At 62.5% G+C, this 26,029-nt stretch carries 25 protein-coding genes and 1 pseudogene; 13 read left to right on the top strand and 13 right to left on the bottom strand.

Translation table 11 applies throughout. The annotated features are described in order from the left end of the window. Position 1 precedes the first annotated feature (1 nt). The 9 genes and pseudogenes from AC1VON_RS08685 to AC1VON_RS08725 form a co-directional block, all read right to left on the bottom strand. A complete protein-coding gene (locus AC1VON_RS08685; RefSeq protein ID WP_172347052.1) occupies positions 2–478 on the bottom strand; it encodes a GNAT family N-acetyltransferase in 477 nt (158 codons plus the stop codon). Between the two features lie 14 nt (positions 479–492). Next, on the bottom strand, positions 493–1,245 hold the full coding sequence (locus tag AC1VON_RS08690) for a molybdopterin-synthase adenylyltransferase MoeB (RefSeq protein ID WP_172347051.1): 753 nt from the start codon (positions 1,243–1,245) through the stop codon (positions 493–495). A gap of 31 nt (positions 1,246–1,276) precedes the next feature. Beyond that, positions 1,277–2,416 (bottom strand): DNA replication/repair protein RecF, encoded by a 1,140-nt coding sequence (recF, locus tag AC1VON_RS08695; RefSeq protein ID WP_483121537.1) that lies wholly within the window; start codon positions 2,414–2,416, stop codon positions 1,277–1,279. A gap of 78 nt (positions 2,417–2,494) precedes the next feature. After that, a complete protein-coding gene (gene dnaN / locus AC1VON_RS08700) occupies positions 2,495–3,613 on the bottom strand; it encodes a DNA polymerase III subunit beta (RefSeq protein ID WP_010913340.1) in 1,119 nt (372 codons plus the stop codon). A gap of 305 nt (positions 3,614–3,918) precedes the next feature. Further along, positions 3,919–5,346: pseudogene (gene dnaA / locus AC1VON_RS08705) on the bottom strand (chromosomal replication initiator protein DnaA); the annotation flags it as partial. A gap of 967 nt (positions 5,347–6,313) precedes the next feature. Continuing rightward, the gene (rpsT, locus tag AC1VON_RS08710) at positions 6,314–6,580 is read right to left on the bottom strand and encodes a 30S ribosomal protein S20 (protein WP_056569958.1); all 267 of its coding nucleotides are present in this window, start codon (positions 6,578–6,580) and stop codon (positions 6,314–6,316) included. A 181-nt stretch (positions 6,581–6,761) separates the two neighbouring features. Then, the gene (locus AC1VON_RS08715) at positions 6,762–7,535 is read right to left on the bottom strand and encodes an enoyl-CoA hydratase (RefSeq protein ID WP_172352761.1); all 774 of its coding nucleotides are present in this window, start codon (positions 7,533–7,535) and stop codon (positions 6,762–6,764) included. 92 nt (positions 7,536–7,627) lie between these two features. After that, entirely contained in the window at positions 7,628–8,518 is an 891-nt protein-coding gene (gene mutM / locus AC1VON_RS08720; protein WP_483121540.1) for a bifunctional DNA-formamidopyrimidine glycosylase/DNA-(apurinic or apyrimidinic site) lyase, read from the bottom strand. After that, complete coding sequence (locus AC1VON_RS08725; protein ID WP_483121542.1) at positions 8,511–9,752, bottom strand: phosphopentomutase; 1,242 nt, start codon at positions 9,750–9,752, stop codon at positions 8,511–8,513. The genes mutM and AC1VON_RS08725 overlap by 8 nt, the downstream gene beginning before the upstream one ends. Positions 9,753–10,087: 335 nt before the next feature. Here AC1VON_RS08725 and AC1VON_RS08730 point away from each other — a divergent pair, with 335 nt between their 5' ends. Further along, on the top strand, positions 10,088–11,011 hold the full coding sequence (locus AC1VON_RS08730; RefSeq protein WP_483121543.1) for a phosphate/phosphite/phosphonate ABC transporter substrate-binding protein: 924 nt from the start codon (positions 10,088–10,090) through the stop codon (positions 11,009–11,011). Positions 11,012–11,017: 6 nt separating this feature from the next. On the opposite strand, the gene AC1VON_RS08735 is transcribed toward AC1VON_RS08730, so the two are convergent. From AC1VON_RS08735 to AC1VON_RS08745, 3 genes are all read right to left on the bottom strand, one after another. Further along, positions 11,018–11,641, bottom strand: a complete 624-nt coding sequence (locus AC1VON_RS08735; protein WP_483121545.1) for a TadE/TadG family type IV pilus assembly protein — start codon at positions 11,639–11,641, stop codon at positions 11,018–11,020. A gap of 35 nt (positions 11,642–11,676) precedes the next feature. Then, complete coding sequence (locus AC1VON_RS08740) at positions 11,677–12,267, bottom strand: TadE/TadG family type IV pilus assembly protein (protein WP_483121547.1); 591 nt, start codon at positions 12,265–12,267, stop codon at positions 11,677–11,679. A 139-nt stretch (positions 12,268–12,406) separates the two neighbouring features. After that, a complete protein-coding gene (locus AC1VON_RS08745) occupies positions 12,407–12,829 on the bottom strand; it encodes a pilus assembly protein N-terminal domain-containing protein (RefSeq protein ID WP_172352755.1) in 423 nt (140 codons plus the stop codon). 356 nt (positions 12,830–13,185) lie between these two features. Here AC1VON_RS08745 and AC1VON_RS08750 point away from each other — a divergent pair, with 356 nt between their 5' ends. From AC1VON_RS08750 to AC1VON_RS08790, 9 genes are all read left to right on the top strand, one after another. Then, entirely contained in the window at positions 13,186–13,362 is a 177-nt protein-coding gene (locus AC1VON_RS08750) for a Flp family type IVb pilin (protein ID WP_483121549.1), read from the top strand. Between the two features lie 186 nt (positions 13,363–13,548). Then, complete coding sequence (locus AC1VON_RS08755) at positions 13,549–14,067, top strand: A24 family peptidase (RefSeq protein ID WP_056569971.1); 519 nt, start codon at positions 13,549–13,551, stop codon at positions 14,065–14,067. 219 nt (positions 14,068–14,286) lie between these two features. After that, positions 14,287–15,102 (top strand): Flp pilus assembly protein CpaB, encoded by an 816-nt coding sequence (gene cpaB / locus AC1VON_RS08760; protein WP_172352753.1) that lies wholly within the window; start codon positions 14,287–14,289, stop codon positions 15,100–15,102. Continuing rightward, positions 15,099–16,616 (top strand): type II and III secretion system protein family protein, encoded by a 1,518-nt coding sequence (locus tag AC1VON_RS08765; protein ID WP_172352752.1) that lies wholly within the window; start codon positions 15,099–15,101, stop codon positions 16,614–16,616. The genes cpaB and AC1VON_RS08765 overlap by 4 nt, the downstream gene beginning before the upstream one ends. Before the next feature lie 14 nt (positions 16,617–16,630). Further along, positions 16,631–17,368, top strand: a complete 738-nt coding sequence (locus tag AC1VON_RS08770) for a CpaD family pilus assembly protein (protein WP_172352751.1) — start codon at positions 16,631–16,633, stop codon at positions 17,366–17,368. Between the two features lie 50 nt (positions 17,369–17,418). Next, positions 17,419–18,708: a CpaE/TadZ family protein gene (locus tag AC1VON_RS08775; protein ID WP_483121553.1), complete on the top strand. Its 1,290-nt coding sequence runs from the start codon at positions 17,419–17,421 to the stop codon at positions 18,706–18,708. A gap of 23 nt (positions 18,709–18,731) precedes the next feature. Then, positions 18,732–20,237, top strand: coding sequence for a TadA family conjugal transfer-associated ATPase (locus AC1VON_RS08780; protein ID WP_172352749.1), 1,506 nt, complete (start codon positions 18,732–18,734; stop codon positions 20,235–20,237). A gap of 29 nt (positions 20,238–20,266) precedes the next feature. Next, positions 20,267–21,280, top strand: a complete 1,014-nt coding sequence (locus AC1VON_RS08785; protein ID WP_483121555.1) for a type II secretion system F family protein — start codon at positions 20,267–20,269, stop codon at positions 21,278–21,280. 9 nt (positions 21,281–21,289) lie between these two features. Beyond that, the gene (locus AC1VON_RS08790) at positions 21,290–22,315 is read left to right on the top strand and encodes a type II secretion system F family protein (RefSeq protein ID WP_483121557.1); all 1,026 of its coding nucleotides are present in this window, start codon (positions 21,290–21,292) and stop codon (positions 22,313–22,315) included. A gap of 81 nt (positions 22,316–22,396) precedes the next feature. Here the strand turns inward: AC1VON_RS08790 and AC1VON_RS08795 are convergent, their stop codons facing one another. Beyond that, positions 22,397–23,218 (bottom strand): tetratricopeptide repeat protein, encoded by an 822-nt coding sequence (locus tag AC1VON_RS08795; protein WP_172352746.1) that lies wholly within the window; start codon positions 23,216–23,218, stop codon positions 22,397–22,399. Between the two features lie 130 nt (positions 23,219–23,348). Here AC1VON_RS08795 and AC1VON_RS08800 point away from each other — a divergent pair, with 130 nt between their 5' ends. The 3 genes from AC1VON_RS08800 to AC1VON_RS08810 all read left to right on the top strand — a co-directional run bounded on the left by AC1VON_RS08800 (position 23,349) and on the right by AC1VON_RS08810 (position 26,024). Beyond that, positions 23,349–24,713, top strand: a complete 1,365-nt coding sequence (locus AC1VON_RS08800) for a leucyl aminopeptidase family protein (RefSeq protein ID WP_483121560.1) — start codon at positions 23,349–23,351, stop codon at positions 24,711–24,713. Between the two features lie 71 nt (positions 24,714–24,784). Next, positions 24,785–25,135 (top strand): MarR family winged helix-turn-helix transcriptional regulator, encoded by a 351-nt coding sequence (locus AC1VON_RS08805; protein ID WP_010913361.1) that lies wholly within the window; start codon positions 24,785–24,787, stop codon positions 25,133–25,135. 28 nt (positions 25,136–25,163) lie between these two features. Next, entirely contained in the window at positions 25,164–26,024 is an 861-nt protein-coding gene (locus AC1VON_RS08810; protein WP_483121562.1) for a C40 family peptidase, read from the top strand. The last annotated feature ends 5 nt before the right edge of the window (positions 26,025–26,029 follow it).

Below are 26,029 nucleotides of genomic sequence, written 5' to 3' on the forward strand. Positions count from 1 at the left end.
CTTACGAAAGAGCCTTGCGCATGGTGATCGAGGTCGGCCTGGCGTAGCCGTCATGCGCCGTCCGTTCGGTCTCGTGAAAGCCGAGGCGGGCAAAGGCGGCATGGTTGGAGGTGAGCTCGATCCGTGTCTGTAACTCCAGCGCCGCCTTGCCGTGGTCGAGCGCGAACTGTTCGACCGCCCGCATCAGCCGCCGGCCAATGCCTTGCCCCTGGCGGTCCGGGTCGACGGCGAGCTTGCCGACGTAGAAATCATCTGCCCTTTCAAGAGCAAAGACGCAGCCGACGATCCTGGCGCCGTCGAGGGCCACCAAACCGGTCTCCCGCCCGGCCTTGTCGCGCAGTGTGTCTACGGTGAGCAGGTGAGCAGAGGACGGCGGGTCGATAACGCCGTCCATGAAGGCGAAGGCACGCATGATCAGGGAAAGCACCTCGTCCCAACGATTGAAGGCGATCGAAATGCGGTCGATGGAAAGGGGCATCGTTTGCGTCAAGGTCAGCGCCTGGCGTAGCGGATCGTTTCGAAGCGTGCTGCGAGCGCGTCGTAGAGCAACAGCCTGCCGACAAGCGGCTCGCCGATACCGGTTATCAGCTTGATCGCCTCCATCGCCTGCAGCGTTCCGACGACGCCGGTCAGCGCGCCAAGCACCCCGGCCTCGGCGCATGACGGCACAAGGCCCGGCGGCGGAGCTTCCGGGAAGAGATCGCGATAGCCCGGGTTCGGCTTGCCATCCTTGCCGTTCTCGAATGGCTTCAGCACCGTCACCGAGCCGTCGAAGCGACCGACAGCGGCATGCACCAGCGGTTTGCGCGCGCTCGCGCAGGCATCGGCCACCGTATAACGGGTCTCGAAATTGTCGGAACCGTCGACGACGATGTCATAGCGGGCGACAAGGGCAGGGGCGTTCTCCGCGCTCAGCCGGACTGTGTGGGTCTCGACGGCGGTGTTGGGATTGATGCGGGCGATTGCCGCCTTTGCGCTCTCGGTTTTCAGCATGCCGACCGTATCGGTGCCGTGGATGACCTGGCGTTGCAGATTGGACAGCGACACGGTGTCGTCGTCGATAATGCCGAGCGTGCCAACACCGGCGGCCGCAAGATATTCGAGCACCGGCGCGCCCAGCCCGCCGGCGCCGATCACCAGGACCCGTGCTTGCTTGAGCTTCTGCTGGCCCGCGCCGCCGACCTCTGGCAGCACGATGTGGCGGGCGTAGCGTTCGATTTCGTCGGCGGTAAGCGCGGTGGTCATGTCGGGACCATATAGCGGCTGAAAAACCTTGTCAGGAGCCTTCGGTTGGCCCAACCGTGCCGTGGTCGACGGTCAGGAACTGCGCGCGGCCTTGCAAGCTGGAAAACAGCGCGGCATCGGTTCCCGTCATGAAGGCCTGGCAGTTCAACTCCTCGAGGATCGAAAACAGCGCCGCCCGCCGCCCGCTGTCCAGATGAGCGGCGATCTCGTCGAGCAGCAGGATCGGTGTCAGGCCCGACATCTCGCCGGTCAGCCGGGCATGTGACAGGACGATGCCGACCAGCAGTGCCTTCTGCTCGCCGGTGGAACAGAGTTCGGCCGGCATTGCCTTGGGCCTGTGTCTCACCAGGAGATCGGAACGGTGCGGTCCTTCGAGCGTACGTCCGGCGGCGCGGTCACGATCGCGGCCATCGGCGAGCGCCCGTCGGAACCGCTCCTCGACATCGACTGCCGGCGCGGCGGAAACCTCCGTTTCCAGATCGCCGGAAAGGCTGATGTCGGCCTGCGGGAACGGTCCCGTGTCGGGCAGCCTGTCGATCATGGCGGCGAGCAGGCGCACCAGTTCGGCGCGCGCCGCAGCAATGGCGACGCCGGTTTCGGCCATCTGTGTCTCGATCGCCTCGAACCAGCGATCGTCCCGAGACCCATCCATCAGCAACCGGTTACGGCCGCGCATCGCTTTTTCGTAGTCGAGCGCCCGCTGCCCATGGCCGGGATCGATTGCCAGCACCAGCCGGTCAAGAAAGCGTCGGCGATCCGCGGCCGGTCCGGTGAACAGCGCATCCATGGCCGGCGTCAGCCACACCACTCGCAGCCATTCCAGCATGTCTTCGGCCGATCTCGCGGTCGCGCCGTTGATGCGAACCCGCCTGCCGCCTTCGCCCTCACCGCCGGAAATGCCCGTGCCGATCTCGACTTGGCCGTCAGGTCCGTCGAGGCGGGCGTGCAGCGCGAAGCCGCCATCGCCGCCCTCGCGTGCGACGTCGGCGTAGGGCGCACGTCGCAGGCCGCGTCCCGGCGTCAGGAAGGAAATTGCCTCGAGGAGGTTGGTCTTGCCGGCGCCATTGTCGCCTGAAAAGACCACGGGCCCCGGGGCGAGATCGATCGTCAGCGCCGCATAGTTGCGAAAATTAGTAAGTGTAAGCTTACTTATATGAGTTTGTGCCGGCAACCGCTATCCGCCTGTAGAAGTCGCCATTGTTGTCGCTGCCGGTTCCGCCGCGGAACCGGATCGATGATGCAGCGCCGGCTATACCCGCATCGGCATCAGCACGTAAAGCGCGGTCTCGTCGGCCATGTCGTGGATCAGTGTCGGCGAACCGGCATCGGCCAGCATGAATTTGGCTTCCGTGCCGGTCAGCTGCGCGGCGACATCAAGCAGATATTTGGCGTTGAAACCAATCTCGATCGGGTCGGACGAATAGTCGGCGGCCAGTTCTTCGGTGGCACTGCCTGAATCCGGGTTGTTGACCGCAAGCGTCACCTGGCCTTCGCTGATCGAAAGCTTCACCGCGCGGCCGCGTTCGGAGGAGATGGTCGAGACGCGGTCGACCGCGGCGGCAAAACTCTGGCGGTCGAGGATCAGCTTCTTGTCATTGCCGGTCGGAATGACCCGCTGATAATCGGGGAACGTGCCGTCGATCAGCTTCGAGGTCAGGACCACGCTGCCAATGGTGAAGCGGATCTTGGTGTCGGACAGTTCGGTCGTCACGGCGACATCCGGGTCGTCGACCAGCTTCTGCAGTTCGCTCACCGTCTTGCGCGGAATGATGATGCCGGGCATGCCCTCGGAGCCCGCCGGCGCATCGATTTCGGCGCGCGCCAGACGGTGGCCGTCGGTCGCCACCGAGCGCAGCTTCAACTTGCCGCCGACCTCATGCGTGTGCAGGTAGATGCCGTTGAGGTAATAGCGCGTCTCCTCGGTGGAAATGGCGAACTGCGTCTTCTCGATCAGCCCCTTCAGGGCAACCGAGTCGAGCCGGAAGATATGCGAGAAGGATCCGGCCGAGAGCTCGGGGAAATCGGATTGCGGCAGGCACTGCAGGCGGAAGCTCGATCGGCCCGACGTCACCGTCATGGCGTTGCCGTCCTCGTCCGTCTTCAGCATCACCTCGGCGCCGTCCGAGAGTTTGCGCACGATGTCGTAGAGCAGATGCGCCGGAACCGTCGTCGCACCGCCGCGCTCGACCTTGGCGGGCGTCGCTTCCGTCACCTCCAGATCGAGGTCGGTCGCCTTCATTTCGAGGCTGGCGCCCTCGGCGCTGAGCAGCACATTGGACAGGATCGGTATCGTGTTGCGCCGTTCGACCACGCGATGGACGTGGTTGAGCGACTTCAGGAGATTTGACCGTTCCAGGATAACACGCATGACGAAACAGGCTCGCTTGAAAGGATGAGCGGGTCTCCGGCTGGCGGCGCCCCGCGAAAGGTCTGAACAGGCTCAGAATCTGCGTAAACTGACAGGAAAAAGCCAGCAAACGCAAGCCCGCGCCGCCGGTTCCGGGCGGCTGCGCGGGCTTTCTGGGGATAAAGGCCGCGAAGACCGCCGGGCAGGGTGCTGAATCCGGAATCCGGATCGCCACCAGCCAGCGCCGCGAGCCCATTTCAGCGAGGCCACGGAGCGGCCAAGCCATTGAATTCCGGTACGGTTCTGGCTTGCCTGTCTCGGTCCGATCAGGCTTGATCGTTGATCAAGCGTCGCAGCAGCTCAAGTTCCTGCGCCAGCGTGTTGTCGTTGCCGGACAGGTCCTCGATCTTGCGCACGGCGTGCAGCACCGTTGTGTGGTCGCGGCCGCCAAAGCGCCGTCCGATTTCGGGCAACGAGCGCGGCGTCATCACCTTCGACAGGTACATTGCGACCTGTCGCGGCTTGACGATGGTGCGCGTGCGCCGGTTGGACAGCAACTCCGTCTTCGAGACATTGTAGTGGCGCGCCACGATGCGCTGGATGTCCTCGATGCGAACCCGCTTCGGCTCGCCGGTGCGATAGATATGGCCGAGGATCTCGTCGATGCGGTCGATGGTGATCTGCGGCTCGAACGACTGGCGGAACAGCAGCTGATTGAACGCCCCCTCCAGTTCGCGTCCGCTGCCGGTCACGGTGCGGGCGACGTGGTTGAGGATTTCGTCTGAAATGTCGAGCGACGCGTCGTCAACCCGGGCCGTGGCCAGGCGCAGCTTGAGCATGCCGAGGCGCATGGCGAAATCAGGCGCCGACATTTCGAGCGCGACACCGCCATTGAGGCGCGAGCGGACCCGCGGCTCAAGCGATTCCAGCTCCGACGGCGGCCGGTCGGCGGCGACAACGACTTGCTTGGCGCTGTCGAGCAGCATGTTGATCAAATGGCAGAATTCATGCTGGATCGACTTGCCCTGCAGGAACTGCATGTCGTCGATGATCAACAGGTCGATGTCGCGCAACTGTTCCTTGAGCGTCAGTGCATTGTTGTCGCGGATCGCCGTGGCGAAGCGCCACATGAAATATTCCGCGGTGAGATAGACGACGCGCGACTTGGGGTTCTGTTTCAGCGATTCCGCCGCGATGGCCTGCAGCAGATGGGTCTTGCCGAGCCCGACAGTCGCGTGAAGGAAAAGCGGGTTGAAGCGCACTGCGCTCGACTGCGATTCCGCCACGGCCTTGGCGGCGGCGAAAGCCACCCGGTTCGACGGGCCTTCGATGAAGGAACCGAACGTGTAGCGCGGGTCGAGCGGGGATCCCAGCACATTGTGGCGGAACTCGCTCTCGGTCGCGGCGCCCGGACGCGGCACCGGGGGGCGTTCCACCCTGCCGGGGCTCACGGTGCCGGCGGCCAATGCGGTTTGCGTCTGCCGTGTCATCTTGCGTGCCGGGGCCAAATCCGGTTCCGCATGGTTGCGTCCCTGGCGGGTGGCCGTGCGCACCACGATCTCGATCTTGAGGAGATCGGCATCCTCCTGCTTCCACAGCTCGGAGATGAGGTCGAGATAGTGGCCGTTGATCCACGAGCGCAGGAACGCGGTGGGCACCGAGATGCGGACAATGCCCTTGGATGCCTCCGCGACCTTCATGCGGCCGAACCAGCTCGAATAGACTTCAGCCCCCAGGCGCGCCTTCAACTGGGTCTTGACCCGGTCGAACTTCTGTTCCGCGTCGCTGGAGACCGCCATCTCGTTTGCTCCGATCAAAGTTCCAGGAAATGGGAGGTCGCCCGTAAGCTCCCTTTCGATGCCGCTCTGCATGATCGAGTTCCTTGTTTTTGTACCTGTTTTTCCGCCGGGGATGCGCCTCCTGCATCCTTCTTCCAGCGACTGCGCTTTGCTACGACGTCCGCTGCCGCCGCTGGCAGTGAACATCGCCCATTGTCTCAGGGAACCGGTGCCGGCCCATGGAAGCCAGTCCGCGTCGGGTATGTCAGGGCAATACAACACCGCCCGGCGAAAACGCCGGCGCGCCATCGACCTGCCATGTCTAGTTACGCCAGTCCCCTACCGTATCGAAAAAGAGCAAACCAAACCTATCCGCAGACTTGATCCGCGTCGCAAATCCCGCCAATTTAAGCTGGCCGCGTCAGGCTGGTTAAGGGCCAGAGGCCCGTCCCTTTCGATAGATCGACATTACCGAAATCGCTGTGGATAGGGCAAGGCCACGTCTAACGGATTTTTAAGGAATCTGGTTACCTCGGGCGCGTTGGAGCGCCATGCCACGGCGGTGTATTTTGACAAAGCCATTGTGATTCAAACCCTTTTCCCGCGAATATGAAAAATACGGGCCGGCGCGAAATATTCTGAAATAATTTGCTTGACAGCCAGTTGTCCTCCCACCTCCCCGGGGCGCTGTGGACAAGCTGTGGATGACCACAGATAACTATTTGAAAAATATCGCTTATTTCTGAGAATTAAGAGTTCTTAAGCGGATGCTTTTCAGGCGTGCCAACCATCAGCGGACATGCATGTGCCGGCAAAGCATTTCGAAGCTTGGAATCCGCTTTGACCGCCATTTCCGAGTATTCTTTTTAAGTGCTTGCCGGCAAACGAAAAAACCCGGCGCGACTGGCCGGGTTCTAAAGAAGATCAGTCTGAAAAGGCGATGTCAGGCAGACAATACCTTGAGGCGCTGGGCCAGCCGCGACACCTTGCGGGACGCGGTGTTCTTGTGGATGACGCCCTTGGTCGCGGCGCGCATCAATTCCGGTTCGGCAGCCTTGAAGGCGGCCTGTGCGGCAGCCTTGTCGCCGGAAGCGAGTGCTTCCTCGACCTGGCGGACATAGGTGCGCACGCGCGAGCGGCGGTTCTTGTTGATCGCTGCGCGGCGGACGATCTTGCGCGTTGCCTTTTTGGCCGAGGATGTGTTGGCCATGATGCCTCTCTTCTGATCTGGTCGGCGCACGCGGCATGCCGCAGGGCGCAAAAAACAAACGGGCAGCCACGGGGCCGCCTCGGTTGGTGCGGCTTATAGTTCAGCTTTTCCGGCGCGTCAACGCTGCCCGGCGTTCTTTTTGGTCGCCGCCCCAGGGTTTCGATCGTCGGCCGGCAAGGCTTTACCGATTGGTGAAATTCGGCTTCCGCTTTTCGGCGAAAGCCGCCATGCCTTCCTTCTGGTCTTCGAGCGCGAAAAGCGAATGGAACAGGCGGCGTTCGAACCGCAATCCCTCTGCCAGCGTCGTCTCATAGGAGCGGTTGACGGCTTCCTTCGCCATCATCACCGACGGCAGCGAGAAATCGGCGATCTTGGCCGCCGCCTTGATGGCCTCCTCGACGAGTTCGCCGGCAGGCACGACCCGCGACACCAGGCCTGAGCGTTCGGCTTCCGCTGCATCCATCATCCGTCCGGTCAGGCACATGTCCATCGCCTTCGACTTGCCGACGAACCGGGTCAGGCGTTGCGACCCGCCCATGCCAGGAATGACACCGAGCGTGATTTCGGGCTGGCCGAATTTGGCCGTGTCGGCGGCAATGATGAAATCGCACATCATCGCCAGTTCGCACCCGCCACCCAGGGCATAGCCGGCCACCGCCGCAATGATCGGCTTGCGCGCCCGCGTGAACTCTTCCCATCCGACGAAGAAGTCCTGGCTGTAGGCGTCCACATAGGAGATCGCCTGCATCTCCTTGATGTCGGCACCGGCGGCAAAGGCCTTGTCGGAGCCGGTAATAACCATGGCGCCAATGCCGGGGTCGGCGCCGAAACCGTTCACTGCTGAGACGAGTTCGGCAAGGATCTGGGAATTCAGCGCATTGAGCGCCTTCGGCCGGTTCAGCGTGATCAGTCCGACCTTGCCGCGCGTCTCGGTGATGATCGTTTCATAGGCCATGGCTGCTTCTCCTCGCGATCCGGTCTATCTCTTTGTTTTGAAGCCTTCTCAAGGGAAAGCCATGCGCCTTCCCACGAAAACCGTTCACTAACTCAGCTCTGACACGTCCGGCAATAGAAGGTCGAGCGTCCGCTCTGCACGATACGCTCGATGTGACCACCGCAGCCGGGTTTCGGGCAGGGCTCCCCCTCGCGGTCGTAGACGGCGAAGGAGTGCTGGAAGTAGCCCAGCGATCCGTCGGTGTGCACATAGTCGCGCAGCGACGACCCGCCGGCGGCGATGGCATCGGATATGACCGAGCGGATCGCCTCGGCCAGGCGTTCGCTTTGTTCCCTGGCCCTCTTGCCCGGCTTGGCGATGGTGCCGGCTTCGCGCAAGGGCGACAGGCCGGCACGCCAAAGCGCCTCCGAGACATAGATATTGCCAAGTCCCGCGATCAGTCTCTGGTCGAGAAGTGCTGCCTTGAGCGGCGATCTGCGGCCTTTCAGCAACGAGGCGAGCAGCACGCCGTCCAGCGTATTGCCCGTGGGCTCGACGCCCAGCCCGGCCAGCATCGGATGCGTCTCCGGCGATCCTTCCGCGAACAGCATGAAGCCGAAGCGGCGCGGGTCGTTGAAGATTACGCGCGACGGGGCACCGGCGGCGGAGACCACATGGAACACGACATGGTCGTGCACCGTGCTTTTCGAGCGTTCGTGGTGGAACACGCCTGGTGTGTCGCTGTCATCGTCGGCCTCGATACGAAACGAACCCGACATGCCGAGATGGCAGATCAGCAGCGGGCCATCCTGCATATGCATGGTCAGATATTTGGCCCGGCGGCCGAGCGCCGTGATCGTCCTGCCGGTCAGCCGTTCGGAAAACCGTTCGGGAAAGGGAAACCGGAGATCTGGCCGTCGCGCCTCGACCCTGGCCAGACGGGCACCTTCCAGGACAGGCTGCAGGCCGCGCCGGACCGTTTCGACTTCGGGCAATTCAGGCATGGCCGCCAATCATCGCATGGAAAGAAGTGCCGTGGCGGCCGGGCGCCAGCCCGAGGTGTTCGGCGACGGTCTCGCCGATATCGGCGAATGTTGTTCTCAGTCCGATGTCGCCACCCCTCAGACCGGGTCCCGTGCCGATCACCGGTATGCGTTCACGCGTATGGTCGGTCCCTCGCCAGGTCGGATCATTGCCGTGGTCTGCCGTCAGGATGAGTAGGTCGTCCTGCCGCAGCCTTTCGAGTGCCTCCGGCAGCCGCCGGTCGAAGGCCTCGAGTGCGGCGGCATAGCCGGCGACATCGCGGCGATGACCGAATTCGGTGTCGAAATCGACGAAATTGGCGAAAACGAGATCGCCGTTGCCGGCATCGTCCATCGCGCCGAGCGCCTTGTCGAACATGGCCATGTTGCCGGCGGCCTTGCGCACTTCCGAAATCCCGCGATGGGCGAAGATGTCGCCGATCTTGCCGACGGCGATGACGCGGCTCCCCCGCGCGGTCAGCCGGTCGAGCAAGGTCGGCTCCGGCGGCGGCACGGCATAGTCGTGGCGGTTGTACGTCCGTTCGAAGGTCGCGGCGGTTTCACCGACGAACGGCCGTGCGATCACGCGCCCGATTCTGAGCGGATCAACCAGACGGCGCACGACCTGGCAGAATTCATAAAGCCGCTCCAACCCGAAATGGACTTCATGCGCGGCGATCTGCAGGACCGAGTCGACGGAGGTGTAGCAGATCGGCTTGCCGGTGCGGATGTGCTCCTCGCCGAACCGTTCGATGATTTCGGTGCCCGGCGCATGGCAGTTGCCGAGAATGCCTGAAACCTCGCCCTCGCGGATCATCGCAGCGGTCAGATCAGCCGGAAAGGCTGGAACCGTATCCGGGAAGTATCCCCAATCGAAACGCACCGGCAGGCCCGCGATCTCCCAGTGACCGGACGGAGTGTCCTTGCCGCTCGAAACTTCCTGCGCCGCGCCATGGAAGGCATTGGCGAGCAGATCCGTCCCGAAATGGGCAAAAGCCAATCCTGTCGCCGTCTCGGCTGCCTTGCCGAGCCCGAGCGATGCCATGTGGGGGACAAACAGCGGCCCTTGCCGAAGCCGCTCGCGATCCGCGCGCCCTTCGGCGCAAGCTTCGGCGATGTGCGCGAGCGTGTTGGCGCCGGCGTCGCCATAGCGTTCGGCGTCGGCCGCGCCGCCGATGCCGAAAGAATCCAGGACGAAGAGGAAAGCACGCGCCATCGGGTCATTATCGCCAGTTTGGACGCCCAGACATAGGGTTCCACGGCGGCATTGGCAATTCGGAAACCAAACGGCAACAGCTTGGCGCGATAGTCCAGTGCATGTCGCCCAAAAGTGCGCAGCGGTTTTGGGGTAACGACATAAGCAAACCTAAGAGTGCATGTCGCCCAAAAGTGCGTAGCGGTTTTGGGGCAACGACATGCACAAAAACTAAGGCCCATGTCCCCCAAAAGTGTGCAGCGGTTTTGGGCGACGACAAGCTCAATCCAGGATGTAAAGTGTCGCGCGCAGCGGGCAATGGATATGGATCGAAGAAAACGCAGGACGGTCTTGTCATGAATGCCGCGCGGAAGGCATGCGCTGCCCTTGTGGCCGTGCACGGCGCGCTTTGGTGTGGTCCGGCGCGGGCCGACTGGCGCGATGATATCGGCACGTTTCGCATCGGTATCGTCGCCGAGCCTGGCGCCGGCAACACCGTCCCGGGCCTGGCGCTGTTGACGCAATCCTTTACCGATGCGCTTGGCATGAAGGTGGAGTTTGTCGTCGCGCGCGATTATGCGGCACTGATCGAGGCTCAGGCCAATGCCCGGATCGAATATGCCATCTATTCGGCGACGGCCTACGCGACGGCGCTGCAGCGTTGTGGATGCATCGAGCCGCTTGTGGCTCCGGTCGATTCCGACGGCGCGGCCGGCATCCGCTCCGTGCTGCTGACCAGGGACGGCAAACTGCCCGACCTGGCGGCGATGGAGACGCACCGGATCGCCATGCCGCCGCCGGACAGCGTCGGAGGTTCGCTTTTGCCGCTGGCGGGATTGGCCGCCGAACACGTCAAGATCACCGAAGATTCACCGTTTCTGCTCCATGCCGATTCAGCGTCCGCGGCGGAAAAAATGCTCTTCGATGGCCAGGCTGACGCTTTGTTCGGCTGGGTGACGGCGACGGCCGACGGCCAGCCATTGTTGTCTGACGGCACGCAGGCAAGGTTGGAAGAGGCCGGGCTTTCGCCGTCGGCATTTCAGGTCGTGTGGACGTCGGGCTTGCTGAGATACGGTCCCCATGCCGTACGCAGCGATCTCGACCCGGAAGCCAAGCGCAGGCTGACCGTCTTCCTCACCAACCTCAAATCGACGACGCCGGATGTCTACGATCTCCTGGAATCGAAACACTCCGGCGGCTTTCTGACCGTGGCCCCGAAAGACTATGCGACGGCACAAGCCATCGTGCGCTTTGTGTCGGCCGATGGTGGCCAGCGGTAAAAACCTTCAGCAATCGCTGCAGGGGATCGTCAGGCTCCTGCGTGGGCGCAGGTAGTAGGTCTCGCCCATCGGGATCGTCGTGGTAAGGGATCTGGTCAGTCCAAGCTTTTGTTGGGTGTCCGTCGTCCAGCCGATAATCGGCGTATAGGCCAGATTGCTCTCGACACGAATGAGGAAGGTGCCGGCGACCTTGAGCGTTGCCGGAACCGTGGTGGTCGCGGGCAGGGCAGTAGCGATACTGTAGACGCCGTTGACCACCTTGCGCGACCACACCACGTTCACTTGGGGTGGCGTATCGGTGGTGACCTGTATTGCGGTGATGGTGATGTTCGGTGTCGAGCGGTTGTAGGGCTGGATGGTCGAGGTGCCGATTTTCATGATGGCGTCGAGATCCGCCTTGACGATGGTCGGCTGCTGCGTGACGAGGTCGGCAACCATGCTGCCGATGCGGCTGACCTTCTTGCTGGTCTCGATGGCCTGCGAAGCCTCCATGGTCATGAAGTACATGACCAGCAGGATCGGCACGATCAGAGCGAACTCGACCGCCGCCACCCCACGGCGATTGGAGAGGAACCCGACCGCCTTGCCCCAGATCCCTGCAATTCCCGGATGTGCCCCCGCACGCATCATGTCATTGCCTTTTTTTCTTGTTGGCGTCTTCGAACTCAATTGTCGAACGGCTCGTTCTGCCAGGTCACGGACGCGAAGTGCAGCGTCCTGCCACCATTCAGATTAGCCATCGACTTGGCCATCAGATCGGTCATGACCGGCCACTTGTAGAAGACCCGCAGCATGTTCTTCGATTCCGCCAGGCCAGGCGCGTTCGCGAAAGTCTGTGAATTCGTGCCTTGCATCAGCACGACGTCGCCGCTCTGGATCTTGAAGGTCGCCGTCGCCGCGTCGGCGAAAGTCGGATACTCGCGAAGATCCACGAGCAACTGTTGCGGGCAATCCGTGGAGACGATGATCTGCAGCCTGCCGCAGATCAGGGTCGTCAGCTTGTCCCCGGCCACATCGGCCGGCTTCAACTTGCCCGTGCGCAATTGGCGCGCGACATCGTCGGTGATGTTGGCCATCACCTCCTGGCCGGCAAACGAGATGCAGCTTTCAAGGATGGCGAACACAAGGAGGGCGAACGGCAATGCGAGCAGCGCGAACTCCAGCGCCGTGCTGCCACGCCGGTCGCGAAGGAAGCGCCTGAAAGACCTGGCGCGCTCCATCTTGTGCCGAACTGTCGAGCCGAATCCGTTGCGCATGCCCTGTTCCTGCCATCCCTGGACGGTCCTGGCAGGTGTACTAACGCAAACCAATTGAAGTCCGGTTTGGATGATCGTTAAAGTCGGCGAGGGCGTCTTAACTGGCCGGTAACCTGGACGGGCGCCGGGGCCGTGCAGCCTATCTGCTGACGTTCATTTCGGCTTCGGAGGATTTTTCGGCCTCGCTCTTGTAGGAGCTCTCGCAATAGGGTGTGCAAGACATGGTCTGGACCTCGGCACGCCGGTAGATGCGAACCGACGAGGCTGCCTGCCGCACGACGGTAACCTGTGCGTCGACGATCGGGCTGCCGTCCTGGTCGAGAACGACGAGGTTGGTGACACCGAAACCCTTGCCGGTGAGCACGATCGTCGAGGCATCCTGGACGGAGGCATCGGCGATTGCCGGGTTGCCGACGACGATCGTGTCGGCGGGGCGCGACAGTTTCACGATCTTGGCCTGATTCATGGTGACTTCTATATCGGCGCCGGCTCTGGCTGGCGTGATCAGGCCCGTGGCGGCAAGAAGCACGGCAATCAGGATTGAGGATCTCTGCACGGCCATCGAGGCGCTCCAAGCAAGCAAACTGTTCAACGGAACATGAACGAGATTGGTGAACCAACGGTTAAGTCGGCGTGCTGGCGCCGGATATGGCGATCGCTACGGCTGCTCGCATGGTCGATCCGCTCTGGGTCGCAAGATTCCTCAAGTCCTTGCCCTTTGCGGCGTTGGCTTGGGGAACGGTACTTTAGCCGGCGCTTAGCATGGAGTTAACCAAGCACTCCGTTCGAGCCGGGAAAGGAATCGGTAAGGCTGTTTATTAAGCCGATCGAAAGAGCTTCTCCCTAGATTGGCAGCATCCGATCAACCATCACAGAAGTTGACGGAAGTGCTGTAACACGTGGAGTAGGAGCTCTCGAATGTCTAATCTTTTTGCACGTTTCGTGAAGGACGAATCCGGCGCGACCGCTATCGAATATGGTCTGATCGCCGCTCTCATCGCGCTCGCCATCATCACCGGCGCCGGCGCACTCGGCAATGCGATCAACGCCAAGTTCACTTCCATCGGAAGCACCCTGAACACCAGCGGCAGCTGATCTGCTTATTGTTGAACGCTCCGATAGCGTTCCAGACAGGGGCCGCCACATGGCGGCCCCTGTTTTATTCTGTTCGTCCATGTCACTGCCAATACCAGCCATCTTTTCGTTGCGGGCCTCATCAATCGTTAATCGAACGAGCCTAGATTGAGCCCCTTGGAATTCTGACAATAGGCATGAGCGCCGATGCTTGAGGCCCTGATCTTCGTCGTCTTTCCGTTCTGCATGCTGTTTGCCGCGATCTCCGACATGCTGTCGATGACGATTGCCAATCGCGTGTCGGTGCTGCTTGTCGCCGTCTTTGCGCTGGTTGCGCCACTGACGGGTATGGAATGGGCGGCCTATGGTTGGCATTTCGCCGCCGGCGCCCTGGTCCTTGCCGTGACGTTCGGCCTGTTCGCAATGGGTGGCATGGGTGGAGGCGATGCCAAGCTGCTCGCCGCCACGGCCGTGTGGATGGGGTTGAACGTTCATCTTGTCGAATACCTGGTCGTCTCGACATTTATCGGCGGCCTGCTGACGCTTGCCATTCTCGTCTATCGGAAATCGCCGCTGGCGGTTATTACCGGTCGCAATCCATTCCTGCGTCATTTCGCGGATGACACGACCGGGGTTCCCTATGGGATCGCGCTCGGCCTGGGCGGACTGCTGACCTATCCGGATTCGCCCTTGATGGTGTGGGCGCTGGCAAGGCTGGCGAGCTGAACGCGATCTGAATTCCGTCACCTTGATCGGCTTGCCCGACCGGCTTTGGAGCGCCGGCGGCCAGGACCCTCTTTTGCATCCGTGGCGAGGCGATCCAGCTAATTTATGTAAACCTTAAATTAATCACGATCGTAAGCATTGCATTAACCTTGTTTTGACGATTGCCGCTGCAAAGTCCGGCTTGGCTAGGTGGTTTGCCAAGGGCGAGGGTTCGGACAGATGCCAGCATCCCGACTGATTATTCTGAGCGTGGCGGTGGCCGCGGCAGGTGGCGCTGGCTATGTCGCAAAGAACATGGTCGCCGCGCCGCCGCCCCAGATCGTCGTCGATTCGGGTCCCCAGGCTCCCGCCGTGCCCCTGCAGGACGTGCTCGTGCTCTCGGGCGATGTCGCGATGGGCAACGCGCTCCAGAACAACATCTCCTGGCAATCCTGGCCGGCCGACGGCGTCAACGCGAATTTCATCACCAAGGCAACCGCTCCCGACGCCCTGGACAAGTTGAAGGGATCGATCGCCCGTGTGCCGATGTACGCGGGCGAGCCCGTGCGGCGTTCCAAGCTGATCGGCGAGGGCCAGAGCTTCATGTCGTCCATCCTGCCTTCCGGGATGCGGGCGGTCGCCACCGCCATATCGGCCGACACTTCGGCAGGCGGCTTCATCCTTCCAAACGATTTTGTCGACGTCATCATGACGCGAAGGGCGGATGCAAACAGCGGCAGCACCGGTTTCAACACTGAAACCATCCTCAAGAATATCCGCGTCCTGGCAATCGACCAGACCATCCAGGAGGACGAGGAGGGCAAGAAGACCAGGGTCGGCCAGACCGCCACGCTGGAGCTCACGCCCAAACAGGCGGAGATCATCACTGTTGCCCAGCAGATGGCCGATCGCCTGACCCTGGCGCTGCGGGCGATCACGGACACCCAGGAAAAGAATGTGGACGAGGCCGACTATCTCGTTTCCGGCAATGGCCGCAAGGGAACGGTGAGATTGATCAAGTCGGGTGAAGTTTCCGAGGTAGGGGCAAGGAAATGAGGCTAAGCGGTAAACTGCCGGCAATCGCAGCCGCGGCATTCGGCCTGCTGCTCGTCGGGACGAATGTGCAGGGCGTTGTCGAGGCCAAGAGTACGCAGGTGACGGCTACGACAGCCACGCAGCGCGTCAAGCTGGGCCTCAACAAATCGGTGGTCATAGACCTGCCGAGCGATGCCTACGACATTCTTGTCGCCAACCCGAGCGTCGCCGATGCGGTGACCCGCACCGCAAGGCGGATCTACCTGTTCGGCAAGTCGGTCGGCGAGACCAACATCTTCGTCTTCGGTCCGAACGGCGAACAGATCGCCAGCCTGGATCTGGCCGTCGAACGCGACGTTGCCGGCCTGGAGGGCTACATCAAGCGCTTCCTTCCGACCTCGGCCGTCAAGGTGGAATTGCTGAACGACAACGTCGTCTTGACCGGGACCGTCGATACACCGCTGGATGCGAAGCGGGCGGTCGATCTGGCGACGATCTTCGTTTCGGGCGGTGAAGCGACGACGGGTCAGTATTCGCAGACCGCGGCCGGCGGCTCGGCCCAGAGCGGTGTCGACATCAACAACCCCGACCAGGAACGACGCGTCTCGAAGATCGTCAATCTCCTGCAGATCATCGGTGACGACCAGGTCACGCTGAAAGTGACCGTCGCCGAAGTCAGCCGGTCCGTGATGAAACAGCTCGGCGTCAACATGATCGGCAATGGCGGCAGCAATGGCATCAGCTACGGTGCGATCAGCGACAATTTCACGGGATTGGGCAAGCAGCTGTCGCATTCGGGCTTCAGCATCGGCAACTCGGCACTGATGGCCTATATCAACGCCATGGAGGAGTCCGGGGTCATGAAGACGCTGGCTGAGCCGACCTTGACCGCCGTATCCGGCGAGAAGGCGACCTTCAAGGTCGGTGGCGAATACAACATGGTGTCCGGCGTCTCCCAGAACGTATCCACCGACAACCAGACTGGCCTGACAACCTATAACATCGAAAAGATCGAGTATGGCATCGGCCTGGAATTCCAGCCGGTCGTGCTGTCTCCCGGCCGTATCAGCCTGAAGGTCAGAACCTCGGTTTCGGAGCCGACGACCGAAGGATCCGTGTCGCTTTCCAATGGCGTGACGAGCCCCGGCACGAATATCCTGTCGCTGCGCAAGCGCCTTGCCGATACGACAGTCGAACTGCCCTCGGGCGGCTCCATGATGATCGCCGGCCTGGTTCGCGACGATGTCAGGCAGGCCGTGAACGGCTTGCCGGGACTGACGAAGATTCCCGTGCTTGGGGCGCTCTTCCGTAGCAGGGACTTCGTGCGCAACGAAAGTGAGCTCGTCATCATCATCACGCCCTATCTGACGAAGCCGGTAGCCCGCAACGATCTCGCCAAGCCGGACGACAATTTCAACCCTCCGAGCGACGGCGCCGGCATGTTCCTTGGCAAGGTCAATCGCGTCTACGGCACCATGCAGACCGACAAGCCCAACGGCCGGTATCACGGCGTTGTCGGCTTTATCTACAAGTGAATGGGGAAGCGGACATGTCTCAGTCAGCGTTGAACACAAGGAGCATCGCCACGACGATGCGCACCGGCCGTTCACGGGCCAGCCTGCGGGCGCTCTCGATCCTGGCGGCGGCGGCAACGGCCTTGCTGGCCGGTTGCGCCCAGCGCGACAGCATCACCGTGGGTGCCATTCCGGACGACTATCGCACCAACCATCCGATCGTGATCGCGGAGAAGAACCAGAAGATCGATCTTCCTGTCGGCGCCGGCGACCGTGGCATGACCGGTTCGCAGCGCGACACGCTGCTCGGTTTCCTCGACGGCTATGACAAGAGTGCCGCTCCGACATTGACGATCCAGATCCCCAGCGGATCAGCCAATCAGGTCGCCGCGTCGGCGGCCGGCCGCGATTTCGCCCGGCTGGCGGTCGCCAGCGGCGTCAAGCGCAACCGGATCGTCGTGGTTTCCTATCAGGCTGGATCGAGCGAGACATCGGCCCCGGTTCGCGTCTCCTATATCGCGGTGAGAGCCCAGACCGACAAATGCGGACGCTGGCCCGACGATCTGGCGGAGACGTCGGAGAACAAGCATTATGCCGACTTCGGCTGCTCCTATCAGAACAATCTCGCCGCCCAGGTTGCGAACCCGTCCGACCTGCTCGGACCGCGCAAGCAGACCACTATCGACGCGGAAAATCGTGGCGCGGTGATCGATGTCTACCGCAACAGGGGCATTTCGGATGAATTCCTCGGCAATTCGGAAGTGACCTACTAAGCCGCCCTTGGGAAAGAGAAGACACGGAAAGAACAGGCCACGGAAAGAGCATGACCATGAGCAACCTTGCCTATGACGCCACCGTGGACGGCGGTGACACCTCACCGCAGGACATCGCCGCGATGCAGGCCTTGCGGCCGGTCCCCCGCATCTCGATCCAGGCATTCTGCGAGACCGAGGGCGTTGCCAATCCGGTCGAGCGCGCCGGCGAGGATCGCCGCATGACCAAGGCGCATCTCAAGGTCCATATGGGCGGTGTTCCCACCGCCATCGAATTCTATCAGTCGGCACCGACGCCGAACCTGATCCTGCTGGAGTCACGCAGCGAACCCAAGCAATTGCTGGAGCAGCTCGCCCAGCTCTCGGAACACTGCGATCCATCCTCGAAAGTGGTGGTTATCGGCCATTACAACGACGTCGGTCTCTATCGCGAGCTGATCCGCTCCGGCATCTCCGAATATGTCATCGCGCCGGTGTCGATGGCCGACATCGTCAGTGTCGTGTCGTCGATTTTCGTCGACCCTGAGGCCGAGCCGCTCGGCCGTTCGATGGCCTTTGTCGGTGCCAAGGGCGGCGTCGGCTCTTCCACCATCGCCCATAATGTAGCCTGGGCAATGTCCTCCTTATTCAAGTCCGAGGTCGTCGTTGCCGACCTCGACCTCGCCTTCGGCACGGCCAATATCAATTTCGACCAGGATCCGGCACAGGGCATCGCCGAAGCGGTGTTTTCGCCCGAACGCATCGACGAAGTCTATCTCGACCGGCTGCTGACCCAGTGCGCGGAGCACCTGTCGCTGCTCGCGGCGCCCTCGACGCTGGAACGCGTCTACGACTTCGATCCCGATGCCTTCGCGCAGCTTGTCGATACCGCTCAGCGCAGTGTGCCGCTATTGGTGCTGGACGTTCCCCATGTTTGGACGGGCTGGGCAAAGAACACGCTGGTCAAGGCCGACGAGATCGTCATCACGGCGACGCCGGAACTGGCCAATCTGCGCAACACCAAGAACCTGGTCGACATGCTGAAGCGGCTTCGCCCCAACGACCCGCCGCCGAAGCTCATCATCAACCAGGCCGGCGTCCCCAAGCGGCCGGAAATTTCGCCGTCCGATTTCGCCGAGCCGCTCGGCCTGACGCCGATGTCGGTCATCGGCTTTGACCCGTTGCTTTTCGGCAATGCAGCCAACAATGGGCGCATGCTCGGCGAGATGGATGCCAAGAATCCGGTTGTGGCCATGATCAATGAGATTGCCCATGTGCTGACCGGCCGCAGCGAGATCAGGACAAAAAAGAAGGCTGGCCTGAGCAGTCTGCTCGGCAAGCTCTCACGCAACAAGAAGTGACGCAGTGGGGTCGGTAGTCGATCATGTTCGGTAAAAGAGGCAACGACGACGGCAACCGGTTCACGCCGGAATTCCGCCAGCCAGCACCTGCGCCGGCCGCGCCGCCGCCCGCGGGTTCAGCGGATACGGCGGTTTTGGCCCGGCCCGCGGCACAGCCGCAGCCAGGCGCACCTGTCGCTCCGCCGGCTCGCCGCGCGGTCGAAGCGCCGCCCATCGCGCCGGAGGCGAAGCGGGGTCGCGAAAAGAGCGAAACCTACTACGACACAAAGAGCCAGGTTTTCTCGGCGCTCATCGACACGATCGACCTCTCGCAGCTCGCCAAACTCGAACCCGAAAGCGCGCGCGAGGAAATTCGCGACATCGTCAACGATATCATTGCGATCAAGAACTTCGCGATGTCGATTGCCGAGCAGGAGGAACTGCTCGATGACATCTGCAACGACGTGCTTGGTTATGGGCCGCTCGAGCCATTGCTCGCACGCGACGACATCGCCGACATCATGGTCAACGGGTCGAAGAACGTCTATATCGAAGTCAACGGCAAGGTCGAACAGACCGGCATTCGCTTTCGCGACAACCAGCAGCTTCTCAACATCTGCCAGCGCATCGTCAGCCAGGTCGGCCGCCGTGTCGATGAATCCAGCCCGATCTGCGACGCACGCCTTCCCGACGGCTCCCGCGTCAACGTCATCGCGCCTCCGCTCTCCATCGATGGAGCCGCACTGACCATCCGAAAATTCAAGAAGGACAAGCTGACGCTCGATCAACTGGTCAAGTTCGGCGCCATTTCCCCGCAGGGAGCCGAGGTTCTCAAGATCATCAGCCGCGTTCGCTGCAACATCGTCATCTCGGGCGGCACCGGCTCGGGCAAGACGACGTTGCTCAACTGCCTGACCAACTACATCGACCGTGAGGAGCGCGTCATCACTTGCGAGGACTCGGCCGAACTGCAGCTGCAGCAGCCGCACGTCGTGCGCCTGGAAACCCGCCCGCCCAACCTCGAGGGCGAAGGCGAAGTGACGATGCGCGATCTGGTCAAGAACTGCCTGCGCATGCGGCCCGAGCGCATCATCGTCGGCGAAGTGCGCGGACCCGAAGTGTTCGACCTTCTGCAGGCGATGAACACCGGCCATGACGGTTCGATGGGAACGATCCACTCGAACAGCCCGCGCGAATGCCTGAACCGTATTGAATCCATGATCGCCATGGGCGGTTATTCGCTGCCGCAGAAGACCGTGCGCGAGATCGTCGTCGGCTCCATCGACGTGATCATCCAGGCGGCGCGTCTGCGCGACGGATCGCGCCGCATCACCCACATCACCGAGGTGATCGGTATGGAAGGCGACGTCATCATCACCCAGGATATCGTCCTCTACAACATCAAGGGCGAGGACGCCAACGGCAGGCTGTTGGGCGAGCACGTCTCGACCGGCATCGGCCGCCCGCATTTCTGGGATCGAGCCCGTTACTACGGCGAGGAACAGCGCCTCGCCACTGCGCTCGAGGCGATGGAGAAACGTGCTGACTGACGTATCCGCCGGCGTGAAGGTTCTGGTCGATGTTTGGAATTGACGGCACCGTATTGGCTTTTGTCGTGCTCGCCGGCTTCAGCGCCGGCGCGGTCGCCTATGCGTTCCTGTTCAACCAGATCAGCAATGAGAAACAGGCCGGCAAGCGGCTTGAAACCATCAAGGCCGCGGAGACCGACCGTTCCATCGTCAAGGCCACGCGCGACCGCGCGGCGGATGCGGCCAAGCGCCGTAAATCGGTACAGGATTCGCTGAAGGACCTCGACGAGAAGCAGAGAACCAAGGACAACGCCGTCAAGAAGCCGCCGCTCAAAGCCCAGCTTCGCCAGGCCGGCATGAAGGTTTCGATCGAGCGCTTCTACATCTATTCCGCCATATGCGGTCTCGCGCTGACCGTGGTCGCCTTCATGGCCGGGGCGCCGATGCTTGTCCTGCCAGGCGTGCTGTTGGCCGGTGCGCTCGGCCTGCCGCGCTGGTTCGTCTCATTTCGCCGCGCCCGGCGCGTCAAGGCATTCCTCAACGAATTTCCAAATGCGCTCGACATCATCGTGCGCGCGGTCAAGTCCGGCCTGCCCCTGAATGATGCCGTGCGCCTGATCGCCAACGAATCCCCGGAGCCGGTGAAGACCGAGTTCCGTCGCATCGTCGATGCGCAGCAGATGGGCCTGTCGATCCCCGATGCGACCCTGCGCATGCCCGAAACTATGCCATGCACCGAGGCGAGTTTCTTCGGCATCGTCATCCAGATCCAGTCGCAGGCCGGCGGCAATCTGTCCGAGGCGCTGGGCAACCTCTCGCGCGTGCTTCGTGACCGCAAGAAGATGAAGGCCAAGGTCCAGGCGCTGTCCATGGAGGCAAAGGCGTCGGCCGCCATTATCGGCGCGCTGCCCTTCATCGTCGCCTTCCTGGTCTACCTATCGAGCCCGCTCTACCTGATGCCGCTGTTCAACACCAGTGTTGGCAATCTGATCCTCGGCGTTTCCGCCGTCTGGATGTCGATTGGCATCTTCGTGATGCGCAAGATGATGAACTTTGATGTCTAGGGCCGCGGCATGAGTGAACAAGTCGTCAAGTCACTGACGGATCCGGCGTTCCTGATCGCGGTGCTGGTCGCCATCGCCGTGTTCGCGACCGTCTTTACACTGCTGCCGGCGCTTGGCGGCAACCAGCTCAAGGCGCGCATGAAGTCGGTCGCGCTGGAGCGCGACGAGCTTCGCGCCAAGCAGCGCGCGCGGCTTGCTAGCGAGGCCGATCGCCGCCGCAAAGGCCTGCGCGAGCAACAGTCGGAAGGCATGCGCAACATTGTCGACCGGCTCGACCTGCGGCGCGCCCTGGCCGACGAGAACACCTTGCAGAAGCTCAAGGTCGCCGGCTTTCGCGGGCAGAACCCACTGACGCGATTTCTCTTCTTTCGTCTCGTGCTGCCTTTTGTCGGCTTCGCACTGGCCCTGGTCTACATATTCGTGCTTGGAGGGTTGCCGGACAAACCATTGGTCGTGCGGCTGTTCGTCTGCGTCCTCGTTGCCTATGGCGGCTTCTACGCACCGGTCGTTTATGTCAACAACCGCGCCACCAAGCGCAAGCAGTCGATTCAGATGGCGTGGCCTGATGCGCTCGACCTGATGCTGATCTGCGTGGAGTCGGGCATGTCGGTGGAAGCCGCGCTGCGCAAGGTTGCCGACGAGATCGGCGCGCAGTCGGTGGCTCTGGCGGAAGAGTTCATCCTCACCAACGCCGAGCTCTCCTATCTGCAGGAACGCAAGCAGGCCTATGAGAATCTTGCCAGCCGCACCGGCCTGGAATCGGTCAAATCGGTCTCGCAGGCGCTCGTCCAGGCCGAACGTTACGGCACGCCCGTGGCGCACGCGTTGCGCGTGCTTGCCGCCGAAAGCCGCGACATGCGCATGAACGCCGCCGAGAAGAAGGCCGCCGCCTTGCCGCCCAAGCTCACCGTGCCGATGATCCTGTTCTTCCTGCCGGTGCTTTTCGCCATCATCCTGGGCCCCGCCGGCATCCAGGTCAGCCAGCGCGGCATCTTTGGCGATCATTCCGGGGCGCCAGCGTCGACCAGTCAGTAAAAGTCGCGGCAGGTCCTCGCCCAAAGTCAAAAGCCGCGCTGCATGCAGCGCGGCTTTCAACGTCTGTCGGCGAAATCGTTGTCAGTTGGTTGCCGGCTTCGCCTTGTCCTGATCCTTGAGCTGGCTCCAGGCATTCTGCTGGGCCAGCATCTGCCTGAGATAGGCGACATTGGCCTGTGCCTGTTCGGGCGAGAGCTCCTGCGAGGCGATTTTCTCGGCTTCGTCGAAACGGCCCTGCAGGCCAACGACCAACGCCAGGTTCTGGCGTACACGGCTGTCGGCGCCGGGCTGCTGGGCGGCCGAGCGCATATAGGTCTCGGCGGTACGCAGATCCCCTTCCAGCACATAGGACATGCCGAGATTGGAGAGAACCGAGGGCTCGTTCGGCTTGAGTTCGAGGGCTTTGCGGTAGAGCTGGCGCGCGTCGTCCTTCTGGCCGATCTGGTCAAGGATGGCCGCCTCCGCCGACACCAGCCTCCAGTCAGGATATTCCGGTGTCTGCGCGCGGCGCACGGCGTCGAGCGCTGCTTCGAACTGGCCATTGGCGGCCAACGCCTTGCCATAGGCGGCGAGCACGTCGCGGTCCTTGGGGTAGGCGATCGCCAGCTTGCGCATCACGGCAAGCGACTGGTCGGCATCGCCGTCCATCTGCAACGCGGCCGCGAAGTTGGTCGCGATTCGCTTGTCGTTGGGGTTCCTGGCGTAGGACTGGCCAAGGGCGGCCGTCGCACTGTGCAACTCTCCAGCCGACATGGTCGCAAGCGGCTTGCCGCCGGTGCGGCCGATCGAGCCGGTGGTGAGCTTGTCGGTTCCACAGCCGGCGACGCCCGCCGCGAGCGCCAGCATGAGGGCCGTGGTGACGAGCCGTTTTCCCCTGGCATTCACTGTGCGGTCGGTCGGCATCGCTACCCAAGCCTCCATTCATGCGCGCGGCCATTGCGTGGCCATCTTCCCTCCCGCAGAAATATTCTGTTAACCCTAACGGAGAGTTAAGAAACGCCGACTCGGTTTGGTTCGGCATGGAGAACATCGAATGCCTGTCGAACTCGTCGAGAAGAAATTGGACGGCGCGTTGCCGGTGCACTTGGTGGCCAGGGACGGTCTGGAGGCCGCGGGCCTTGCGCCATCCACGATGGCCTGGGCCAGGGCCAACGGCTTTTCCGGCGAGGCAGGCAGGACGCTGGCCGTGCCCGGCCAAAACGGTGCGCTTGCCGGGGCCTTGTTCGGCATTGGAGACGGCGACGGCGCGTTGGCACTCGGTGTATTGTCCAAAAACCTGCCGGAAGGCGACTGGCATTTCGCCGCGACGCCGAACGAGCCGGAACTCGCGGCAATCGCACTGGCGCTCGGCGGCTATGTCTTTACCCGCTATGGCAAGAAGTCGGGCAAGGCGTTGCGCTTCCGTCTGCCGGCCGGTGTCGACGCAGGGCGTGTTCGCCGTATCGCCGATGGCGTCTTTCTGACACGCGACCTGGTCAACACGCCGACCAGCGACATGGGACCGGACGATCTGGAGAAGGCGGTGCGAACCTTGGCCGGTGTTCATAAGGCCGAAGTCTCTGTCATCAAGGGCGACGACCTGCTCGCCCAGAATTTCCCGATGATCCATGCCGTCGGCCGTGCCTCGACCGGCGCGCCGCGCCTGATCGACATGACATGGGGACCGAAGCCCGCGCCGAAGGTGACGCTGGTCGGCAAGGGTGTCTGTTTCGACACTGGGGGCCTCGACATCAAGCCATCATCCGGCATGCTGCTGATGAAGAAGGACATGGGCGGCGCTGCCAACGTGCTTGGCCTGGCCTCCATGATCATGGCCGCCGGATTGAACGTGCGGTTGCGGGTGCTGATCCCCGCGGTCGAGAATTCGATCGCCGGCAATGCTTTCCGACCGGGCGACGTGCTGGCGAGCCGCAAGGGCATCACTGTCGAGATCGGCAACACGGACGCCGAAGGGAGGCTCGTGCTGGGCGACGCGCTGGCGCTTGCCGACGACGAGGAACCGCAGCTCCTGGTCGACATGGCCACGCTGACGGGAGCCGCCCGTGTCGCGCTTGGCCCCGATCTGCCGCCCTTCTACACCGGTGACGAGGCGCTGGCCTCGGATCTGGCCGCGGCTTCCGCCGCGGTCGAGGATCCGCTGTGGCGCATGCCACTGTGGCGGCCTTACGATGCGAAACTGTCATCGAAGATCGCCGACATCAACAATGTCACCACGGACGGGTTCGCCGGCTCGATCACCGCTGCCCTGTTCCTCAAGCGCTTTGTCGAGAAGACCGAGAGCTGGGCGCATTTCGACATCTTCGCCTGGAACCCCGCCGACCGCCCGCATGGCCCTGCTGGCGGCGAAGCCCAGGGTATCAGGGCTTTGGAGCGGGTCATTTCCAAGCGTTTCGGCTGAGCCGGCCAACAGAGCCGGCAAATCGCCGAAACTGAAACGGAACCGAAACAATTTGGTGTCATGCTTGTGCGATGTCGATTGCGATGCGCCCGAGCCAGGCCTTGCGACTGTGGCAGCAGGTGATGCTGTCGCAGGTGCGCGACGACGCACCCGACCTGACCATGCGCCAGACGGCGATCCTGTTCACCATCTATCTCGATCCGCCGCCGCATACGGTGCGTGGGCTCGCCGCTCGCCTCAACGTCACCAAGCCGGTCATCACCCGCGCGCTCGACACGATGGGCGCGCTGAAGCTGGTCTCGCGCCATCGCGACGAGCTCGACAAGCGCAATGTCCTGATCAAGCGAACGGTCGAGGGCGCGCTCTTTGTCGAGCGCTTCGGCGATGGTATCATCGCCAGGGCGCACGAACTGCCCATCTGACCACTAGCCATTTGACCGGATTGCCGATTTGACCGCTCACGATGCCCGCCTTCACGCTTTCCGTTCCGACCTTGCCGACGCAAGGCTGAAGGGTGAGGTCGTCGCCGACCGCTTCGTCGCCGGCCGGCCGGCGCGGATTTCGGTCTCGGTGGCCGATATCCGCAAGGCGCCTAGGGCGGATGCGGGCATCAACACGCAAGCCCTGTTTGGTGACGATGTGCTGGTTTTCGAGGAAGCCGAAGGCTGGGCCTGGATCCAGGCCGAACGCGATGGCTATGTCGGCTACGTCAACGCATCCATGCTGGGCGGACGGGACCACGCGCCCACCCATATCGTCTCGGTGCCCCGCACCTTCCTCTACCCCGGTCCGGATCTGCGCTTTCCGATCGCTGGACGGCTATCAATGGGATCGATGGTGACCGTGGCGGGGAGCGCCGAAACGCGCGGTACGTACTATGCCGTCCTGCCCTCTGGCGAGGGGATCATCGCGGGCCATTTGCGGCCGATCGGCGAAGTCGCCGCCGACTATGTCGCGGTGGCCGAGACCTTTCTTGGAACACCGTATCTTTGGGGTGGCGCGTCCGGCTTCGGCATTGACTGTTCGGGCCTCGTGCAGCTGGCGATGCGCATGGCCGGCCGGGACGTGCTTCGCGATTCCGACATGCAGGCGGCAAGCATCGGCGAGCCGCTCGATCCGGGCCCGGACCATGCCGGATTGCGCCGGGGCGACCTCGTCTTCTGGAAAGGTCATGTCGCGGTCATGACCGATGCCGAGACCATGATCCATGCCAATGGCCACACCATGCTGGTCTCACGCGAAGGGCTGAAGGATGCCATCGCCCGCATCGGTTATCTCTATGGCGGCCCGACGGGGTTTCGGCGGCCGTAAGCTCC

The sequence above is a fragment of the Mesorhizobium sp. HAY1-8B genome (assembly GCF_056868045.1).

Bases quoted from the DNA above. Each gene is read 5' to 3' on its own strand.
- AC1VON_RS08685 (WP_172347052.1), bottom strand. From the start codon at position 478: ATGCCCCTTTCCATCGACCGCATTTCGATCGCCTTCAATCGTTGGGAC.
- AC1VON_RS08690 (WP_172347051.1), bottom strand. From the start codon at position 1,245: ATGACCACCGCGCTTACCGCCGACGAAATCGAACGCTACGCCCGCCAC.
- dnaN (WP_010913340.1), bottom strand. From the start codon at position 3,613: ATGCGTGTTATCCTGGAACGGTCAAATCTCCTGAAGTCGCTCAACCAC.
- rpsT (WP_056569958.1), bottom strand. From the start codon at position 6,580: ATGGCCAACACATCCTCGGCCAAAAAGGCAACGCGCAAGATCGTCCGC.
- AC1VON_RS08715 (WP_172352761.1), bottom strand. From the start codon at position 7,535: ATGGCCTATGAAACGATCATCACCGAGACGCGCGGCAAGGTCGGACTG.
- mutM (WP_483121540.1), bottom strand. From the start codon at position 8,518: ATGCCTGAATTGCCCGAAGTCGAAACGGTCCGGCGCGGCCTGCAGCCT.
- AC1VON_RS08725 (WP_483121542.1), bottom strand. From the start codon at position 9,752: ATGGCGCGTGCTTTCCTCTTCGTCCTGGATTCTTTCGGCATCGGCGGC.
- AC1VON_RS08730 (WP_483121543.1), top strand. From the start codon at position 10,088: ATGAATGCCGCGCGGAAGGCATGCGCTGCCCTTGTGGCCGTGCACGGC.
- AC1VON_RS08735 (WP_483121545.1), bottom strand. From the start codon at position 11,641: ATGATGCGTGCGGGGGCACATCCGGGAATTGCAGGGATCTGGGGCAAG.
- AC1VON_RS08740 (WP_483121547.1), bottom strand. From the start codon at position 12,267: ATGCGCAACGGATTCGGCTCGACAGTTCGGCACAAGATGGAGCGCGCC.
- AC1VON_RS08745 (WP_172352755.1), bottom strand. From the start codon at position 12,829: ATGGCCGTGCAGAGATCCTCAATCCTGATTGCCGTGCTTCTTGCCGCC.
- AC1VON_RS08750 (WP_483121549.1), top strand. From the start codon at position 13,186: ATGTCTAATCTTTTTGCACGTTTCGTGAAGGACGAATCCGGCGCGACC.
- AC1VON_RS08755 (WP_056569971.1), top strand. From the start codon at position 13,549: ATGCTTGAGGCCCTGATCTTCGTCGTCTTTCCGTTCTGCATGCTGTTT.
- cpaB (WP_172352753.1), top strand. From the start codon at position 14,287: ATGCCAGCATCCCGACTGATTATTCTGAGCGTGGCGGTGGCCGCGGCA.
- AC1VON_RS08765 (WP_172352752.1), top strand. From the start codon at position 15,099: ATGAGGCTAAGCGGTAAACTGCCGGCAATCGCAGCCGCGGCATTCGGC.
- AC1VON_RS08770 (WP_172352751.1), top strand. From the start codon at position 16,631: ATGTCTCAGTCAGCGTTGAACACAAGGAGCATCGCCACGACGATGCGC.
- AC1VON_RS08775 (WP_483121553.1), top strand. From the start codon at position 17,419: ATGACCATGAGCAACCTTGCCTATGACGCCACCGTGGACGGCGGTGAC.
- AC1VON_RS08780 (WP_172352749.1), top strand. From the start codon at position 18,732: ATGTTCGGTAAAAGAGGCAACGACGACGGCAACCGGTTCACGCCGGAA.
- AC1VON_RS08785 (WP_483121555.1), top strand. From the start codon at position 20,267: ATGTTTGGAATTGACGGCACCGTATTGGCTTTTGTCGTGCTCGCCGGC.
- AC1VON_RS08790 (WP_483121557.1), top strand. From the start codon at position 21,290: ATGAGTGAACAAGTCGTCAAGTCACTGACGGATCCGGCGTTCCTGATC.
- AC1VON_RS08795 (WP_172352746.1), bottom strand. From the start codon at position 23,218: ATGCCGACCGACCGCACAGTGAATGCCAGGGGAAAACGGCTCGTCACC.
- AC1VON_RS08800 (WP_483121560.1), top strand. From the start codon at position 23,349: ATGCCTGTCGAACTCGTCGAGAAGAAATTGGACGGCGCGTTGCCGGTG.
- AC1VON_RS08805 (WP_010913361.1), top strand. From the start codon at position 24,785: ATGTCGATTGCGATGCGCCCGAGCCAGGCCTTGCGACTGTGGCAGCAG.